Source organism: Rhodococcus sp. 1168 (genome assembly GCF_002091955.1).
Taxonomy (GTDB): Bacteria; Actinomycetota; Actinomycetes; order Mycobacteriales; family Mycobacteriaceae; genus Rhodococcoides.
Genome location: NZ_MKKY01000071.1, coordinates 38149 through 55021, shown reverse-complemented (window position 1 = coordinate 55021; position 16873 = coordinate 38149). Strand labels below are relative to the sequence as shown.

Below are 16873 nucleotides of genomic sequence, written 5' to 3'. Positions count from 1 at the left end.
GATAGTGCCCCATGGCGTGGTGTAGTTCGGATCGGTGAACCATCTGGTTCGTGATCAACGAGTTGTGTTGTATGTTATGCGGATTCGAGTTTGGGTGTCAACGACTCGGTGTCCGTGTCGGCGGCTGTAGCGCGTTCCTTTCGTGCGATGACGACCCTCAGTTCGTCCATGGAGACGTCGGAGACGTAGCGGCGGGTGACCTGCCACTCGTCGTGCGCCTCGATCACCACCGCCGTCGCCAGGCGTAGGAACGCTGCCGGGTTCGGGAAGATCTCCACGACATCGGCGCGGCGTTTGATCTCCTTGTTCAGTCGTTCGATCGGATTGTTCGACCAGATCTTCTGCCAATGTGCCTTCGGGAACGACCGGAACGCGAGCACGTCCTCCTTCGCATCACGCATCATCGCAGCGACTTTCGGAAACGAGCCAGCGAGAGTGTCGGCGACCTGATCCCATTGCTGCGCAACGGCATCGGGCTCGGTGTGTGCGAAGATCGTCTTGATCGCAGCCATCACCGGCGGCACCTGCTTCGACGACACCGCCGAGCCGACGTTCCGCATGAAATGCACCCGGCACCGCTGCCACGACGCACCCGTGAACTGCTGCGCCACCGCCGCTTTCAACCCCGCATGCGCATCGGAGATCACTAGATGCACCCCCGACAAACCGCGGGCTTTGAGTCCGATGAGGAACTCGCGCCAGAAGTCGAACGACTCACTGTCTCCTACTGCGGTGCCCAATACTTCGCGGGTCCCGTCGATGGACACCCCGGTGGCGACGACGAGAGCATGCGAGACGACGTGCGCACCGATCCGGACCTTGCAGTACGTGGCGTCGAGGAAGATGTAGGGAAAGCTGGTGTGCGTCAACGAACGCTCGCGGAAGCGGGCGATCTCGACGTCGAGGCCCTGGCAGATCCGCGAGACGGTCGACTTCGAGACCCCCGAGTCGACCCCCAATGCGGTCACGAGGTCGTCGACGTTGCGGGTCGAGACGCCATGGACGTAGGCCTCCATGATCACCGCGTACAGGGCCTGATCGATGCGACGGCGGCGTTCGAGCAGGCTGGGGAAGAACGACCCGGTGCGCAGCTTCGGGATCTGGACTTCGATGTCGCCGCTGGTCGTCGCTACTGTCTTCGGCCTGGTGCCGTTGCGGTAGTTCGTTCGCTCGGTGGTCCGTTCGTAGCGGCCGGCACCGAGGACCTCGGTGGCCTCGGCGTCGATCAGGGTCTGTAAGCCGGCGCGGATCAATTCGGCGAACACACTCGCCGGGTCGGCGCCCTTGAGTGCGTCGAGCTGGGTGATCAGGGCAGAATGGTCGTGGGTCATCGCGTGGTCCTTTGGTCGAGTCACTTTGGCGGTAACTCGTTCATCACTACGCGATGGCCCACCCACAACACGGGTACGACACGCCCGAGCAGCGGCTACGCCGCCTCACCGAATGTCCACCACGTCATGGGACTTACCCACCTTGGCTAATTTACATCGCCTGCATACCTTGCCGGTCTTGCTGTAATACACATTTGGATCGGCTAATAGATGACCCGCCGAACAATGCGTGCGCTTTGGTTTTGGTACGTAACGTGGCTTAGCAATCTTCTTAGGTTTTTCTATACGTTGCTTTGGTATGGCTAACGACAGATGTGTATCTCTGAGACAACCGCGATTCTCACACAGATGCTTAACACGCTTGTTTGGCGGTATCGGTCCCACAAATTCTGTGTAGATCAGACGGTGTAACTGCCAACGCTTACGCTCTATCGTCAATTGAGCGTAGCCCTGACTATCCAGCGGTCCCGTCCATAACCAGCAGTCACCAACACGCTCGTATTCTAATTTTAGGTCGTACTCATCAATTGTTATGCTGTCGCTCATGCACTGACACTCTCCAACAGTTGAGTGTTCTGGTAGTGCATGCCGTGTTGAGCCGCCAGCCAGACGAGTTCTACGAACTGTTCACTGCTCACCAGTACCACCTAATAGCATTTTGCAATAGGCCTTGGTCTCGGCTATCTCTGCCGCCAAATCTTGCTCGTCGTGTTGCTCGTTCATATCGCACTCAACTGCAATTTCTGGTCGTGATCACAATTCTCAGGATCATTACAAACCAAACAAATTACTACACTATCATCGTTCATTAGTTTTTCCTTACGAGCGTTAGATTTGCCTAAGGCATTCGCTCTATCTAATTATAGCACTATTATACTATTCCGCGCTCGAACTGCTTATGTACCGCCAGAAGCATATAAACCGATTTGAGACACCAGAATGTGTTGGCCACACAAGTTGTCGTAACCTGCATTCTAGTGTCTCCGTCGGTATGTGCTGTGCCAGCAAACAGCCTTACAGCGTTCGTTTTCTGCTGTACTTCATGTACAAATGTTGTAAGCCCATTTTCATGCGCTGACTGCTTGCTCCAAGTTCAACAATTTCAGTCAATAGTGAATCTATTTGCTCGAACTTTTGTGAGACAAGTTCTGCTCGTCTGTCCCGCGCATATGTCGCCGGATTCTTTTCAGTCATCGTGATCAGCTCGTGGATGCAATTCTCGGTACTCGTCTAAACTTATCCAATTTTGTTCAGTGATTGGAACATCGCCGCGGGCTTTCTGCATTTCTGTAGTCGTGCGTATCCTTTTTGGTGCTTCTTTATCTTTCTTCATTGTCATCATTCCTAATATGTAATATTGCCGAAACGGGATCGTTCCGATCCAAAATCGGCGGTACTGATTCACTAGTTACTACTGTTCCGCTTCATTCGCTACGCTCATTCAGCGGTCAAAACCTAAAATAGAGAAAAGACAGAACTGCAATATTGGGTCCTACGGACTATCGTAGAAAATTCACTAGCCTATTTTTCTTCAATAGAGAAAAAGACCCTGTAGGTTTAAATCCAAAGAGAAAATAGAGAATAGTGATAATGAACTACAGCCCCGGCCGGGGCACAGAACCAACCAACAACCACCAACACAAAAACTCTTTAGTTCTATTTAGTTCAATACTGAGAGGGTCTGTTCTTCTATAGAGTCAAGATGGAATATTTGTAACGAACTACCGGCGCGTAGCGCCAACAGTATCATCTAACATCCTAGCAAGTTTGTTCTTATTGACTTTCTTACGACTAATCTCTATTTCAATAAGATGGTCAAGTTTTCTATCGGTAGAATCTCGAAGAGCTACGAGACAACTTCTATGTCTATCTTTAGGTAACTCAGGATCGTCTATCTCATTCTTCCATAGTGTGTAGTGACAATTACTACAGTAACTACTGGATAGTTCGGAAGTAGACCAATCTTTCTTCTTATAACGGTTATTGAAATTCTTCTTCATATTGAAACCTCCTTTCAAGGTAAGATATTTTTGATACAAGTTTGACAGGGAATTATGGTTTTGATTGCAATAGTCGGTGGACCTTACCTGCATCGGGTCTGCCTTAATTAATAGCGTCAATAGCTCAAACTATATACAAAAGAAAAAAGACCGTATTGAAGCTCCGTAGCAGGGAACAAACTTCAATACGGTCTTTCTCATTTATTTCGGTGAGGAAAACTTGTGGACTCTCTTCCCTGCTAGTAGAAGTGATCTTTTGTCTATATCTATTATCCCACATTAGACTGCACTAATGCAAGTTGAGACTGGCTTTTTCGCGGACCATTTTCAAACAATCAATGCGTTCTGCCTACTATTTAATTCTAGTTGTCTGGTGGTAAATACGCAAATGTCAATAATGACTTACTAAATGGATTTCTCTGACTGATCGGTTCATTAGTGCCTACTTCTAATGATACAACAAAGCCAGCAACTGTTTTTATGGAGGTTGGTTGCTGGCTTTGTCGGTCACATGGCAGTGACTGGTCTTGTGGGTATGAATAACTTATATTGTTATCCAGATTTTGAACCCGGCAGAGTTCTTCATCTTTTCCCTCGTGGTCTAAAACCACTAAATCCATTATAGCAAATATCGGCGACTGATACCTAAAGTATCAAGATGTCAGTTGAACACTGTGCACGCTGTGTGACCTCGAAACTTTCCAACTACACATCTAACGAAAAATGCGCCTAGTGTGCATACAAATACACCCTAAGCGCATTCTATTTCGTCAGAACGGCTAACACACGGCAGGAATCGACATTCTGCGAGTGGCTTATTCGTGACCGATCTACATCACGAGCCGCAATTTAGTCGAACATCTTGTGTATATCCTCGGTGCTGTGTTCCGAGTACGCCCTGAGCGTCGTAGCAATATCGCTGTGTCTCATCTGCTGCTGCACCAGCGTCAGCGGAGCACCACGTTCAAGCATGGTTGTCGCATACCAATGCCTGAGCATGTGCGGATTGATTTTGATACCTACGCGGCTACCAGCCCGACGCAACGACTCACGCACGATAGAAGGTTGGGCGGTGTCGGTTATCGTTTTCACTAAGTCAGCCAGCCAAAACGGTACGACTACCTCAGCCTCACCCGTCTTCACCGGGCCGATTCTGAGTACTGATTTCGCCTCTGAGCCAGTTTCACGACTTGAGGCATACAACTGCACCACCTGGCGGTCAATTAACAGCCTGTCCCCTGTCACCGCCTTGCCAGTCACGGCACATGCTTCACCGACGCGTAGCCCCGCGTACATCATCAGAAGCCCTCTAAGCTCGTGCGGACTCGTAAGCAACGCTAAGCGAATAGATTGCTCATCGGGCAGAACGTAGCGGCGTTTGGGCGCTTTGGGAATTTTGATCATGTGTCCGAGTACCGACCGAACCGCGATCGCAGTAGCACGGCGTGTTGAAACGTTGTCGAGGTTGTAGAGCAATGCTTCAACCTCGTCGCGGCCCAATGAATCATCGGTGATGCCGACACTCAGCAACAGCCGCCGATAGGAAAACTCGGTACTTTGCCTAAGGTTCTTCTCCCTGGCAACCTGCGCACACAAGGTCCGAATGTCCATCGTAGTCTCCTAAAATCAGGAAACTACACGGTGGTCAGGGACTACAGTCTCTCCGAGTCGTGCACGTTCATCTGGCACCCGTGCGTGCGAACCTCGTAGCTCCTCTGGGTCATCTGGTCACTCGTTTCCACACTGCCAGGGTACGGCCCGGCGAGACCGTCCGGCGCCGGGGATACGCGACTTCGGCGTTCGATCTCGCCGGGCCGAGTGCACCGACAGTAAAGTTTCCATTACATAATCGAGGAATGTCGCGTTAACGGCGTTGTCGACGACCAAACTACGAATAAGGTTCTGCTCTATGACGCATGCCACCGACGCGCCGGCTTCCGGTGCAGTTGCCGACCGACCCTCCATGATCTCCTTGAAATCGGTAGACAAGCATTTCGGTGATCTGCACGTCCTCAAGGACATCAACCTCGAGGTCCCTCCCGGCCAGGTCGTCATTGTGGTCGGACCGTCCGGGTCCGGGAAATCGACGTTGTGCCGGACGATCAACCGACTCGAACCCATCGACTCCGGTTCCATCGAGGTCGATGGCTCTGCCCTTCCTGCCGAAGGTAAAGCGCTCGCCGCGCTTCGCGCCGACGTCGGAATGGTCTTTCAGTCGTTCAACCTTTTCGCGCACAAGACCATCCTCGAGAACGTCATGCTCGCGCCCCTCAAGGTGCGCAAGCTCAAGAAAGACGAGGCTCGTAAATCCGCCCAGGCACTGCTCGAACGTGTCGGCATCGCAAATCAGGCCGACAAATATCCAGCTCAGCTCTCCGGTGGACAGCAGCAGCGGGTGGCGATTGCTCGCTCACTCGCCATGAACCCCAAGGTGATGTTGTTCGACGAGCCGACGTCGGCTCTCGATCCCGAAATGGTCAACGAAGTTCTCGACGTGATGACGTCGTTGGCCAAGGAGGGCATGACGATGCTCGTCGTCACCCACGAGATGGGATTCGCACGCAAGGCCGGCGACCGGGTCATCTTCATGGCCGATGGCGCCGTCGTCGAGGACACCGACCCCGACAGCTTCTTCACCGCACCGAAATCCGAACGCGCCAAGGACTTCCTGGGCAAAATTCTCGGTCACTGACCAAAGATCCCTCTATTTCTCGCCACACTCTTTCGCACGTACCAACACGTGAAAACAACATGGAGGATTAACCAGTGAGAATTACTCGCTCGATCCGTCTAGGGGTCGGCATCGCCGCACTCGCCGTCGTCGCTACCGCCTGTGGCGGGGGCGAAGAAGCCCGCAATGTCAGCAGTAGTGCAGAAAACGGCAACCTGATCGTCGGAATCAAATTCGATCAGCCCGGCCTCGGCCTCCGCAACCCGGATGGTTCCTTCAGCGGCTTCGACGTGGAGGTGGCCAAGTACGTTGCAGGCCAGCTCGGAGTGTCGGAAGAGAACATCGAGTTCAAGGAATCCCCGTCGGCTCAGCGTGAGACGCTCATTCAGAACGGGGAGGTCGACTACATCGTCGCTACTTACTCGATCACCGATACGCGCAAGGAGAAGGTCGGGTTCGCTGGACCGTACTTCGTCGCAGGCCAGTCCCTGCTGGTTGCCGACGGCAATACCGACATCACCGGCCCCGATTCACTCAGCGGCGGCAAGAAGCTGTGCTCGGTCACCGGGTCCACACCCGCACAGAACATCGCCGACGAGTACCCAGGCGTTCAGCTCCAGCCGTTCGACACCTACTCGGCATGCGTAGAAGCACTGCGCAACGGCGCAGTCGACGCAGTGACGACCGACGACATCATCCTCGCCGGCTACGCCGCTCAGTACCCGGGCGAATTGAAGGTCGTCGGCGAGCCTTTCACCACCGAGAACTACGGAATCGGCTTGTCCAAGGACGACACCGAAGGACGTGACAAGATCAACGACGCCATCGAGGAGATGGTGTCCACCGGGGCATGGAAAACTGCGTTCGAGGAGACCGTAGGACCTTCCGGTTACCCGCTTCCGGCACCGCCGACCGTCGACCGCTACTGACGCTCGCCGACGTCGGGGCCCGGGCAACTGCAGTTCGAGTAGCCCGCCGCCCCGACGCCGGTCGAACCGCCCACGCCGATAGGACATTCCTCCATTGAACTTATTGAGCAAGTACGGCGATCAACTCGTCGACGCGTTCATCATGACGATCAAGCTGACGGTTCTGTCCGCCGTGGGTGCATTGATCCTCGGCACGATCATCGCGGCGATGCGCGTTTCGCCTATCCCTGTCGCACGCGGCATCGCAGTTGCTTACGTCACGATCTTTCGTAACACTCCGCTGACGCTGATCATCCTGTTCACCTCGTTCGGCTTGTATCAGACGATGGGTGTCAGTCTTGCTCCGGAGAATTCGCCGACATTTTTGGTGGACAACAACATCCGGCTCGCGGTTCTCGGCCTGAGCGTCTACACCGCGTCGTTCGTCGCGGAGTCGTTGAGGTCCGGCATCAACACCGTGCCCGTCGGCCAGGCGGAAGCGGGCCGTTCTCTGGGCATGACCTTCACTCAGAACATCACGATCGTCGTTCTCCCGCAGGCGTTCCGCGCTGTCATCGCACCGCTGGGCAGTGTGTTGATCGCGTTGACCAAGAACACGACCATCGCCTCCGTGATCGGTGTCGCGGAAGCATCTCTGCTCATGAAGACGATGATCGAGAACGAAGCCGCGATCTTCGTCGTCGGTGGAATCTTTGCGCTCGGCTTCGTCGTCCTGACGCTTCCGACCGGACTCCTGTTCGGGTACCTCAGCAAGCGATTGGCGGTGAAGTGATGAGTGATGCTGTAGCTGTTCTCTACGATGTCCCGGGGCCGAAGGCGAAACTGAGGTATCGGATCCTCTCCGGTGTTGTTCTGCTCGTCTCTCTGGGCATCGCGTATCTCATCTACTTGGCGCTCGATTCCAAAGGTCAGCTGACGGCTGACAAGTGGGATCCGTTCGTCACTGCCAGCACGTGGACTACGTATCTGCTTCCCGGTATCAAGGGAACTCTGATCGCGGCGGCGCTTTCGATCGTGTTCGCGTTGATCCTCGGCGCTGTTCTCGGTATCGGCAGATTGTCCGATCATCGAGCTATCCGCATCGTGAGCGGTGTGCTGGTCGAGTTGTTCCGCGCTGTCCCGGTGCTGATTTTGATGATCTTCTTGTACGCGGTCTATGCCGAGTATCAGGTCTTCAAGGTCAGTTACCTCGCTCTGGCTGCGGTAGTGACCGGTCTTACTCTCTACAACGGCTCTGTCATCGCCGAGATCGTTCGGGCCGGTGTCAATTCGCTACCGAAGGGGCAGGCCGAAGCTGCCGACGCTTTGGGTATGCGCAAGAACCAGGTTATGCGGATCATCTTGTTGCCTCAGGCGATCACCGCGATGCTGCCGGCGATCATTTCGCAGATGGTCGTTGCGCTGAAGGATTCGGCATTGGGCTACATCATCGGCTACGTCGAAGTGGTACGAGCCGGTCAGCAGGTCGGTGCGTTCTATGGCAATTACCTCCCCTCGCTCGTCATCGTCGCAGTCATCATGATCGCTATCAACTCGCTGCTCACCAAACTGGCGACGGTTGTCGAGCGTCGACTACGTCAGAAGAAGCGGAAGACCGGTGGGACCGTGCTCGCGGTGTCGGACTTCGGCGGGGGCCCCGAGGGCGCAGCCTGAATTGTCGGACCGTGCCGGTCACCGGGCCGGCTGGTCTCGGACCGAGAGAAGAAGCCCGCAACACGACTCGGTGTTGCGGGCTTCTTCCGTATCGACGGCAATCGTTCCGGGTGGACGATCACCCGAACTCGTCACCGTCGAAATCCTGGGTATCGAGATGGTCGGCGTCCGAGTCCTCGGCCCCGATCCGTGCGAGCTCGGCTTTTACGATTGCGTACGCCATTCCTGCCGAGTAGCCGCGTCGAGCCAGCATTCCGACTAGTTTTCGCGCAATTTTGTCTCGTTCGGCACGGACATCAGCACCGGGTCCTCCCGGCACTGTCAGGTTGCGGCAGCGTTTGTGGACAAGTTCAGTTGCCCGAACGCGCTCGTCCTCAGCGTCTATTTGATCGAGAGCGTTGAGCGCATCCTCGTTGCTGACACCTTTGGTTCGCAGTTCGACGCTCAGAGCCCGCTTGCCTTTGCCCGAGTAGGTATGGCGTGAATGCACCCACTGCTCCGCAAAGGCCTGGTCGTCCACAAGGTGCGCGGCTTCCAACCTCGTCAGGACTGCATCCGCGACTTCCGGACTGAAACCCTTCTTACTCAGGCGGGTCTCGAGTTCGTATCGGCTTCGCGCACGATCGGTGAGGAGCCGAAGGCAGACATCTTTCGCCTGCGCTTCGGTGCCGCCGCCGTCATCTCTTTGTTCTTGTTCGGATCGCTGCTTCACAGCTGGTCACCTGTGTCAGAACTCGACCGGAGCAGCCTTCTCGTCATCGGCTGCCGTGACGACGGCACCGATCTGCAGCTTCTCCATGATCTTCTTCTCGATCTCGTCACGGATATCGGGATTCTCGAGCATGAACTTGCGGGCGTTCTCCTTGCCCTGACCCAACTGATCCCCCTCGTAGGTGAACCAGGATCCGGACTTACGGATGAATCCGTGCTCGACCCCCATGTCGATGAGCGAGCCTTCACGGCTGATGCCCTTGCCGTAAATGATGTCGAACTCTGCCTGCTTGAACGGCGGCGCAACCTTGTTCTTGACGACCTTGACGCGGGTGCGGTTACCGATTGCTTCGGTGCCGTCCTTGAGCGTCTCGATGCGCCGGATGTCGAGGCGAACGGAGGCGTAGAACTTGAGCGCCTTACCGCCGGTAGTGGTCTCGGGTGAGCCGAACATGACGCCGATTTTCTCACGCAACTGGTTGATGAAGATCACCGTGGTGCCGGAGTTGCTCATGGCACCGGTCATCTTGCGCAGCGCCTGGCTCATCAGGCGGGCCTGAAGACCGACGTGGCTGTCACCCATTTCGCCCTCGATCTCGGCGCGAGGCACGAGAGCGGCCACCGAGTCGATTACCACGATGTCGAGAGCGCCCGAACGGATCAACATGTCGGCAATTTCGAGCGCCTGCTCACCGGTATCCGGTTGCGAGACGAGCAATGCGTCGGTATCGACACCGAGCTTCTGTGCGTAGTCAGGATCGAGAGCGTGCTCGGCGTCGATGAACGCAGCGATTCCGCCTGCGCGCTGCGCGCTGGCCACAGCATGAAGTGCAACGGTCGTCTTACCCGAGGACTCCGGGCCGTACACCTCGACGACACGGCCACGCGGCAGCCCACCGATACCGAGCGCGACGTCCAGAGCAATGGAACCGGTGGGGATGACAGCAATAGGCTGGCGGACCTCGTCACCGAGGCGCATCACCGATCCCTTACCGAAATTCTTGTCGATCTGCGCAAGTGCGAGATCGAGTGCTTTGTCGCGATCGTATGCAGCCATCGTGATCTCCTCAGTGTGGTCTGTGACAGCGTGGTCTCGTTGAGCGTGTTGTCGGTAACGGTAGAGCTGGGTACCGACAAGAACTGCCCGAGACCGCTGTGTAACCGAATGACACCAGCATAGGGGAACACCTGTTCGATTGCATCAGGCGGCTTCCGGACACGCCGGAGAGAATCACCACCGGGATTTGGGCACGTCGAATTCACTACACAGAGCGCGCCACACATCGCGGGGATCGACACCCGCCTCGATCGCTTCTGCTCCCGTCATGCCGTTCAGGCCAGTGATGACGTGATCGACCAGCATCGAGTCACCACGCATCCGGCCGAACTCCTCGACGAGCAATTCCTGGAACTCGGTCAATCGCACTGGACAACCGTAACCGAGGACGCGTCACCGTAGAACTTCGCGGCACACCTCTACGGGATCCTTCACCTCGGCGGCACTCGCCGACGCCGAGTGTGCAGCATTGGTGAAACTCCCGTCCCCGAGGACACGGAGGACGGCGTCCGCGATTGCTCCGGGGGTCGGCGGACGAACAATGACCGCGCTCCCCTGCCGTGCCGCGCGATTGGCCAGTTCCCATTGATCTCCGCCACCGGGGATCGCGACGACAGGGACTCCGTGGATCAATGCTTTCGCCAACAACCCGTGCCCGGACCCGCATACGACGACGTCCGCTTGGTCGAGAAGATGGTCCTGTCGGCCGAGCCCAGCTGTAGCCCAGCCCGGTAGTTCGGCCGGGGGCTCGTCGAGCATCGAAGCGACCAACCGCACCCCGCTCCCCTCGAGGCCTTGCAAGGTAGCTTCGAGCATTCCTTGGGCGCCGGTGAACGCAGTCGATGGAGCCACCATGACCACGGGACCGTCGCCAGGCGGAATCGGCAGGGTTTCTGTTGTCGGCTCCCACAGCAGCGGTCCGACGACGTGCGCCTCGATCGGCCAGTCCGGCCTGGGAACCTCCAGGGCGGGGATGGTGGCGATCAGACGCGCAGCGGGCCCCGGGTCTTCCGCGGGCAGGCCGACACCGACACGGGCGGCTCCGCGCTGGGACTTTCCCTGGGCTATGGATCTGCCGGTAGCAGCACGCATCAACGTGTCCCGTAGTCGACCCCGAACACCTGTTCCCGGGGCAAGGCCGCTTCCGATCGGAGGCAATCCCCTGGACGGTGCATACAACGGGTGCGGTGACAATTCGACCCACGGTATACCGAGCCGTTCGGCGGCCAACCCGCCTCCGGCAGTGAGAATGTCGGATACGACCAGATCAACGTCGGCATTCTTCAGATCAGGCAACAGTTCGGTGGAGATGAAAGCTGCCCGCGAATGAATCCGCTGGCCTGCATCCATGTCGTCGTCCTCGGGCCGTGGTGTCAGTCCTTTGAGCAACCGAGTGTCGATTCCAACGGCCGTGGCCGCATCGATCCACCTCGAACCGGTGAAGAGTATCGGCACGTCGCCTGCGGAGGCGAACAAGTGGCACAGCGCAATAGCAGGAAAGGCATGCCCTGGGTCGGGGCCGGCTACCACAGCTACTCGCACGCCGCTCAGAGTGCCATACCCACGTGGTCAGCGAGCACCTGCCTGCTCTGAGTCGAGTCGACTTCGGGCATCACCGATCGAGCGGACGCAGGTACGAGTCGACGGCATGGGCGAACTCGGCAATCAGATCGTCACCCGGGATCCGACCCGACACCATCTCTGCCGACTGCACCGCGGACTGGACCATCAACAGCAACACGGTCGCCATATGGCTCGGTACGCCATCGCGAATAGACGAGTCCCGTTGACCACCCTCGATGATGGGCACCAGGCCGTCGATGATCAGCGCCTGGCTCTTACCGAGACGATGCAGGATGTAGGTCGCGAGGATTTCGGGATCGGAACGAAGAATTTTGACGAACAATGGATGGATGCGTATGCCATCGGCTACCGCCGACACCGAGGTCGTGATCTGCCGACGAGCCGAGGCAGCGGGATCGAAAGTCGGCATCACGGCACCGATCTCGCGGGTCAGCAGGCTCGAGACAACCGCTCGGGTGTCGGACCAACGCCGGTAGACGGTCGGCCTGCTGACTTTCGCTCGACGGGCGATCTCGGCGAGAGTCGTTCGGCGGACCCCGTATTCGAGAATGCACGAGCGAGCGGCGTCGAGCACCTGATTCTCGACCGAGGAAATGGCGATGCCATCGGCAAAGGGCTCGCCCAGCGCGGTCTGCTGGCTCACTCCAGTACCCCGTTCATCGCCGTGATTCGTTTGCCGATCCAAAGCGTTCACCACACCCAGGGTGCACACATGATCGATGTGCAAAATTGTAGTTCATGTTCGACTACCCGACCGTCGAGCTGCCCAGCCCGTCCATCGCCGATCTAGAGCTTGGTCAAGTCTCGATTCTCTTTACCGGTGACCGCCTTGAACAACCAGTACAAACCGAAGACGATGGCACCGGCGACGGCTATCGCGAACAGTCCTTTGATCACTGCTCCGAAGATGGCGAATGCGAGCCATACCAAAGCGATGATGCCGAGGATTTTCCAGAACATTTTTTCCATCTCCCTTTTGCTTGTGTCGATACCGATCCTGACATGCCGGATACACGACATCACCGGATCGGCAACGAGATCAGGGAAAGATGGGTGATCACCCTGACGAGGTCGCCTGTTCAGACGTGGTCTCATTCAGGGGTGACGGCGCCGGATCTCGGCTAGTTCCTCCAGCGCGAAGGCCCAGCCCTGGAGTCTGTCCGTAGCGGACGAAAGCTCTGCGCGCCGGGCAGCGACCGCACTCGACGGCATTCCGGCCGGAGAGGTCAGCCGCGCGGCCGCTTCTACGAGTTCCTCGTATTGATCCACACCGGCTTCGAGTTCGGCGGCGGCTCCACTGATCGAGCTGGTCAAATGGGCACCGGCTCGTGTGTTGGACTCCGCTGCACGCTCCATCGCGACTATGTCGGCTGCCATGTCGGTCAGCGCGGCGGCCGCGGAGTAGGACACCTCGGTGGTCTCCAGAATGTCCTCGGAGGCGATCGATTCGGATCTCAGCAGAACTCCGGTCAGCTCGTACAGGCTCCGTTGCGCACCTGCCAGGCGGTTCATCGACGTAAATGCCGACGAGTGCCGCGCAGGAAGAATGCTCTTCCCCGGCTTCCGAGCAGGTAGTGGCTCGGACTTCAACTGCTTGTACCGGGTGATCGCGAAAACAGTGGGTACGGCGAGAAGTGCGGCGCCGCCGCCGGTTGCGATCATCGTCCATTCCGGCGCAGACGCCACGGCAAGCCCAGCCGTCGACAGCGCGGAAGCGCCGGTGGCTCCGCCGAACCATGATCCACGCCGGCGTGCTCGACGAACTCGCCGAATCTGCCTTTGACGAGGATCGCTCCATCTACCTGCAGCTTCGACGAGGGACTCGCCGATTCGGCGTGCCGAGTCTGCAGCATCCTTGGCGGCCGAGATCGTGCTGGAAACAGACATGGCCGACCACGTAGGTGGTCGGCCATGGTGTTGTTTCGTCATTACTTGCAGGATCCAAGTCGTCTATGCGTCAGTGCTGCGCAGGTGGTTCCGGAGTCGCGTTGGTTGACTTGGCAATCGACGGCTTGGATGTTCCCGTCGCGTTGCCGGACGGGAGTGCGTCACCTGCCATCGAAGCGCGAATCTGCTCCAGACGGCTGTGTCCGGCCATCTGAACCGAAGCCTGCTGAACCTCCATCATGCGACCCGACACGGTGTTCTGCGCGAGTTCGGCCGAGCCGAGAGCATCAGCGTAGCGACGTTCGATCTTGTCGCGAACCGCATCGAGGCTCGGGGTATTGCCTGGCGCGGAAAGAGTGCTGTCCATCGAGCGAAGCGATTCGCTGACCTTCTCCTGCATCTTCGCCTGCTCGAGCTGGCTGAGCAGTTTCGTCCGCTCTGCCACCTTGGCCTGCAGAGCCATCGCGTTCTGCTCCACGGCCTTCTTTGCCTGCGACGCTGCCTGCAAAGACTGGTCGTGGAGAACTTTGAGGTCCTCGACACCCTGCTCGGCGGTCACGAGCTGAGCTGCGAATGCCTCGGCAGCATTGGTGTACTGCGTCGCCTTGTCGACATCGCCTGCAGAGGACGCCTGATCGGCAAGCGTGACTGCCTGGCGAGCGTTCGCATTCAGCTTCTCGACCTCGTCGAGCTGACGGCTCAGCTTCATCTCCAGCTGACGCTGGTTGCCGATAACCGAGGCCGCTTGCTGAGACAGCGCCTGGTGCTGCCGCTGTGCATCCTCGATTGCCTGCTGAATCTGAACCTTGGGGTCGGCCTTCTCGTCGATCTTGGAATTGAAGAGCGCCATCATGTACTTCCAGGCTTTGACGAAAGGATTAGCCATGGGTTGATCCTGCCTCCATCTTTGGCGCCGCGTTGCACGCGTAGTGGGTGAACATGCACGTGTGGAAAAGGATACTGGTTGCGGCTATCCGGTGTCAGGCTGCTGCGAGTGCACGTGCGGGCGCCGGGATGACGACGCGGGTCTCACCCGCAATACGTGGCGACCCATTACTGCTTTTCTTGGGTCCGTTGTCGGCGGTAGGCAGCGCGATGCCATCGGCCGTCGAGGCAGATCCGGTGGACACGAGCAGCGAGTCACTGACGTCGCTCATCACGTCGGACAACGGAACCGCCAACGCGGTGCAGATGGCTGCGAGGAGTTCGCTCGACGCCTCCTTCCTGCCTCGTTCGACTTCCGACAGATATCCGAGGCTGACGCGCGCGGTGTTCGAGACCTCACGCAGTGTGCGACTCTGTGCAACGCGAGTACGCCGCAGACTGTCGCCGAGTGCTTCACGCAATAGCAGCGCCATCTCGCTCCTCCTCGTTCGAATCCATGTCTCGTTCGTTTACAGCTATATCGACCATCTTCAGCTACAACGCTGGGTGGGGCCCGATTGGTTCCCGACCCATTATGTCGCCACGCCGGCTCACCCGTCGAAACAGCTCCGAGATCGCACTACGGACTGTATCGCGCCGGATGGTCCAACAGTCGCCCGACAGTCGGAGTTTCTACACCTGAGTCCCGTCGGGGCCCGCGACGGCGACGAAGACCGCCCCACCTCGCGACCGTCCCGACCCGTCGACGAGCGGATCGGTCACGACCTCACCTTTCGGCGCAGGCGAATGGCCTGGACCACGTAGTCGAGCCCGGTGTAGACGGTCAAGATCACCGCCAGGCCCATCAGCGCGACGGATACCCCTCGCACCTCGTCGGGCAAGGGCAGGAGATACATCCCGATCGCAAAACTCTGCACCAAAGTCTTCAGCTTGCCACCGCGTCCCGCCGGGATCACACCGTGCCGGATCACCGCGAATCTGACGAGTGTGATGCCCACTTCGCGTGCCGCGATCACCACGGTGACCCACCAGGGGAGGTCTCCGAGGATCGACAGTCCGACGAGTGCAGCACCGATCAGCGCCTTGTCTGCGATCGGATCCGCGATCTTCCCGAAATCGGTGACCAACCCGTACTTGCGGGCGAGCTGCCCGTCGATCCGGTCGGTGATCGCCGCGACAGCAAATACCACCGTCGCACCTATGCGCCATCCGCTGTCGTGACCGTCTCCGACGAAGAGGACAGCGAGAAACACGGGAACGAGAGCAATCCGGAGCATCGTCAGAATATTGGCGATATTGAGGATCGGAACAGGTTCGACGTCCCCGGTGCTCGAGTTGCCGTGTGGCAGATTCGGGCCGGAAGCCAGGGGTTCGCTCATGCCGTCGAGCCCTTGGTACCGATACGCCGACAAAGGTGTCCTGATTCATTTCGGACCAGTTCGGTTACGGACACACGAAAAGAATATCCGTTGCAACGTTGACTACTGTTCACCACATGACTTCTGGGCCGAACCGGGCGAGTCGACACCACGTCGACGGAACGTCCGACAACGCACACGACACGGCATTCGATGCAGCACTCGAACGCCGCGAGACCTCTCGTCCCGGCGACGACGTGGTCGTCCGCCGTGCTCGAACCTCCGACATCCCGGAGATCAAGCGACTGATCGACATCTATGCCGGAAAGATTCTGCTCGAGAAAAACCTGGTCACACTGTACGAGGCTGTTCAGGAGTTCTGGGTCGCCGAACGAGGAGACAGCGTCGTCGGCTGTGGTGCGCTCCACGTCTTGTGGGCTGACCTCGGTGAAGTACGCACGGTCGCGGTCGATCCGGCAGCCAAGGGCCTCGGCGCCGGCAGTCTCATCGTCGATACTTTGATCCGAGTAGCCCGCGATCTGGCTCTTCAGAAGCTCTTCGTACTCACCTTCGAGGTGGACTTTTTCACACGGCACGGCTTTCTGGAGATCGAGGGAACACCCGTCACTGCGGAGGTCTATGCCGAAATGTGCAGGTCGTACGACACCGGTGTGGCTGAGTTCCTCGACCTGAGTTACGTGAAACCGAACACCCTGGGCAACACCCGAATGCTGCTTCCCCTCTGAATCAAGCGGACCCCCTGGAACAATCCAACTGTCCGAAACAATCCAGCGCGAACCAGATTCG

The 16873-nt window shown here is 57.9% G+C and carries 18 protein-coding genes; 5 read left to right on the top strand and 13 right to left on the bottom strand.

The window, feature by feature from the left end:
• Positions 1-74 precede the first annotated feature (74 nt).
• The 3 genes from BJI47_RS14155 to BJI47_RS14145 all read right to left on the bottom strand — a co-directional run bounded on the left by BJI47_RS14155 (position 75) and on the right by BJI47_RS14145 (position 4942).
• Positions 75-1331: an IS256 family transposase gene (locus BJI47_RS14155; RefSeq protein WP_088943966.1), complete on the bottom strand. Its 1257-nt coding sequence runs from the start codon at positions 1329-1331 to the stop codon at positions 75-77.
• Between the two features lie 105 nt (positions 1332-1436).
• On the bottom strand, positions 1437-1877 hold the full coding sequence (locus BJI47_RS14150; protein WP_088944324.1) for an HNH endonuclease: 441 nt from the start codon (positions 1875-1877) through the stop codon (positions 1437-1439).
• A 2303-nt stretch (positions 1878-4180) separates the two neighbouring features.
• On the bottom strand, positions 4181-4942 hold the full coding sequence (locus BJI47_RS14145; RefSeq protein ID WP_088944323.1) for a tyrosine-type recombinase/integrase: 762 nt from the start codon (positions 4940-4942) through the stop codon (positions 4181-4183).
• A 352-nt stretch (positions 4943-5294) separates the two neighbouring features.
• Here BJI47_RS14145 and BJI47_RS14140 point away from each other — a divergent pair, with 352 nt between their 5' ends.
• The 4 genes from BJI47_RS14140 to BJI47_RS14125 all read left to right on the top strand — a co-directional run bounded on the left by BJI47_RS14140 (position 5295) and on the right by BJI47_RS14125 (position 8584).
• Positions 5295-6023, top strand: coding sequence for an amino acid ABC transporter ATP-binding protein (locus BJI47_RS14140; RefSeq protein ID WP_176224863.1), 729 nt, complete (start codon positions 5295-5297; stop codon positions 6021-6023).
• 74 nt (positions 6024-6097) lie between these two features.
• Positions 6098-6931, top strand: coding sequence for a glutamate ABC transporter substrate-binding protein (locus tag BJI47_RS14135; protein WP_088944321.1), 834 nt, complete (start codon positions 6098-6100; stop codon positions 6929-6931).
• A 94-nt stretch (positions 6932-7025) separates the two neighbouring features.
• Complete coding sequence (locus BJI47_RS14130) at positions 7026-7703, top strand: amino acid ABC transporter permease (protein ID WP_084348691.1); 678 nt, start codon at positions 7026-7028, stop codon at positions 7701-7703.
• On the top strand, positions 7703-8584 hold the full coding sequence (locus BJI47_RS14125) for an amino acid ABC transporter permease (RefSeq protein WP_088944320.1): 882 nt from the start codon (positions 7703-7705) through the stop codon (positions 8582-8584). The genes BJI47_RS14130 and BJI47_RS14125 overlap by 1 nt, the downstream gene beginning before the upstream one ends.
• A 118-nt stretch (positions 8585-8702) precedes the next feature.
• Here BJI47_RS14125 and BJI47_RS14120 read toward each other — a convergent pair whose 3' ends face one another.
• From BJI47_RS14120 to pgsA, 10 genes are all read right to left on the bottom strand, one after another.
• A complete protein-coding gene (locus tag BJI47_RS14120; RefSeq protein ID WP_088944319.1) occupies positions 8703-9296 on the bottom strand; it encodes a regulatory protein RecX in 594 nt (197 codons plus the stop codon).
• Positions 9297-9311: 15 nt separating this feature from the next.
• Positions 9312-10352, bottom strand: a complete 1041-nt coding sequence (gene recA / locus BJI47_RS14115) for a recombinase RecA (protein WP_088944318.1) — start codon at positions 10350-10352, stop codon at positions 9312-9314.
• 174 nt (positions 10353-10526) lie between these two features.
• Positions 10527-10721, bottom strand: coding sequence for a DUF3046 domain-containing protein (locus BJI47_RS14110; protein ID WP_084348687.1), 195 nt, complete (start codon positions 10719-10721; stop codon positions 10527-10529).
• 24 nt (positions 10722-10745) lie between these two features.
• A complete protein-coding gene (locus BJI47_RS14105; RefSeq protein ID WP_176224861.1) occupies positions 10746-11894 on the bottom strand; it encodes a nucleotide disphospho-sugar-binding domain-containing protein in 1149 nt (382 codons plus the stop codon).
• Between the two features lie 70 nt (positions 11895-11964).
• The gene (locus BJI47_RS14100; RefSeq protein WP_254900598.1) at positions 11965-12579 is read right to left on the bottom strand and encodes a TetR/AcrR family transcriptional regulator; all 615 of its coding nucleotides are present in this window, start codon (positions 12577-12579) and stop codon (positions 11965-11967) included.
• A gap of 143 nt (positions 12580-12722) precedes the next feature.
• A complete protein-coding gene (locus tag BJI47_RS24125) occupies positions 12723-12896 on the bottom strand; it encodes a hypothetical protein (protein WP_176224860.1) in 174 nt (57 codons plus the stop codon).
• A gap of 135 nt (positions 12897-13031) precedes the next feature.
• Positions 13032-13823: a hypothetical protein gene (locus tag BJI47_RS14090; RefSeq protein ID WP_088944316.1), complete on the bottom strand. Its 792-nt coding sequence runs from the start codon at positions 13821-13823 to the stop codon at positions 13032-13034.
• Positions 13824-13893: 70 nt separating this feature from the next.
• A complete protein-coding gene (locus BJI47_RS14085; protein ID WP_088944315.1) occupies positions 13894-14709 on the bottom strand; it encodes a PspA/IM30 family protein in 816 nt (271 codons plus the stop codon).
• A gap of 94 nt (positions 14710-14803) precedes the next feature.
• On the bottom strand, positions 14804-15181 hold the full coding sequence (locus BJI47_RS14080) for a helix-turn-helix domain-containing protein (RefSeq protein ID WP_088944314.1): 378 nt from the start codon (positions 15179-15181) through the stop codon (positions 14804-14806).
• Between the two features lie 285 nt (positions 15182-15466).
• A complete protein-coding gene (pgsA, locus tag BJI47_RS14075; protein ID WP_088944313.1) occupies positions 15467-16087 on the bottom strand; it encodes a CDP-diacylglycerol--glycerol-3-phosphate 3-phosphatidyltransferase in 621 nt (206 codons plus the stop codon).
• 236 nt (positions 16088-16323) lie between these two features.
• Here pgsA and BJI47_RS14070 point away from each other — a divergent pair, with 236 nt between their 5' ends.
• On the top strand, positions 16324-16812 hold the full coding sequence (locus BJI47_RS14070; RefSeq protein WP_254900600.1) for an amino-acid N-acetyltransferase: 489 nt from the start codon (positions 16324-16326) through the stop codon (positions 16810-16812).
• The last annotated feature ends 61 nt before the right edge of the window (positions 16813-16873 follow it).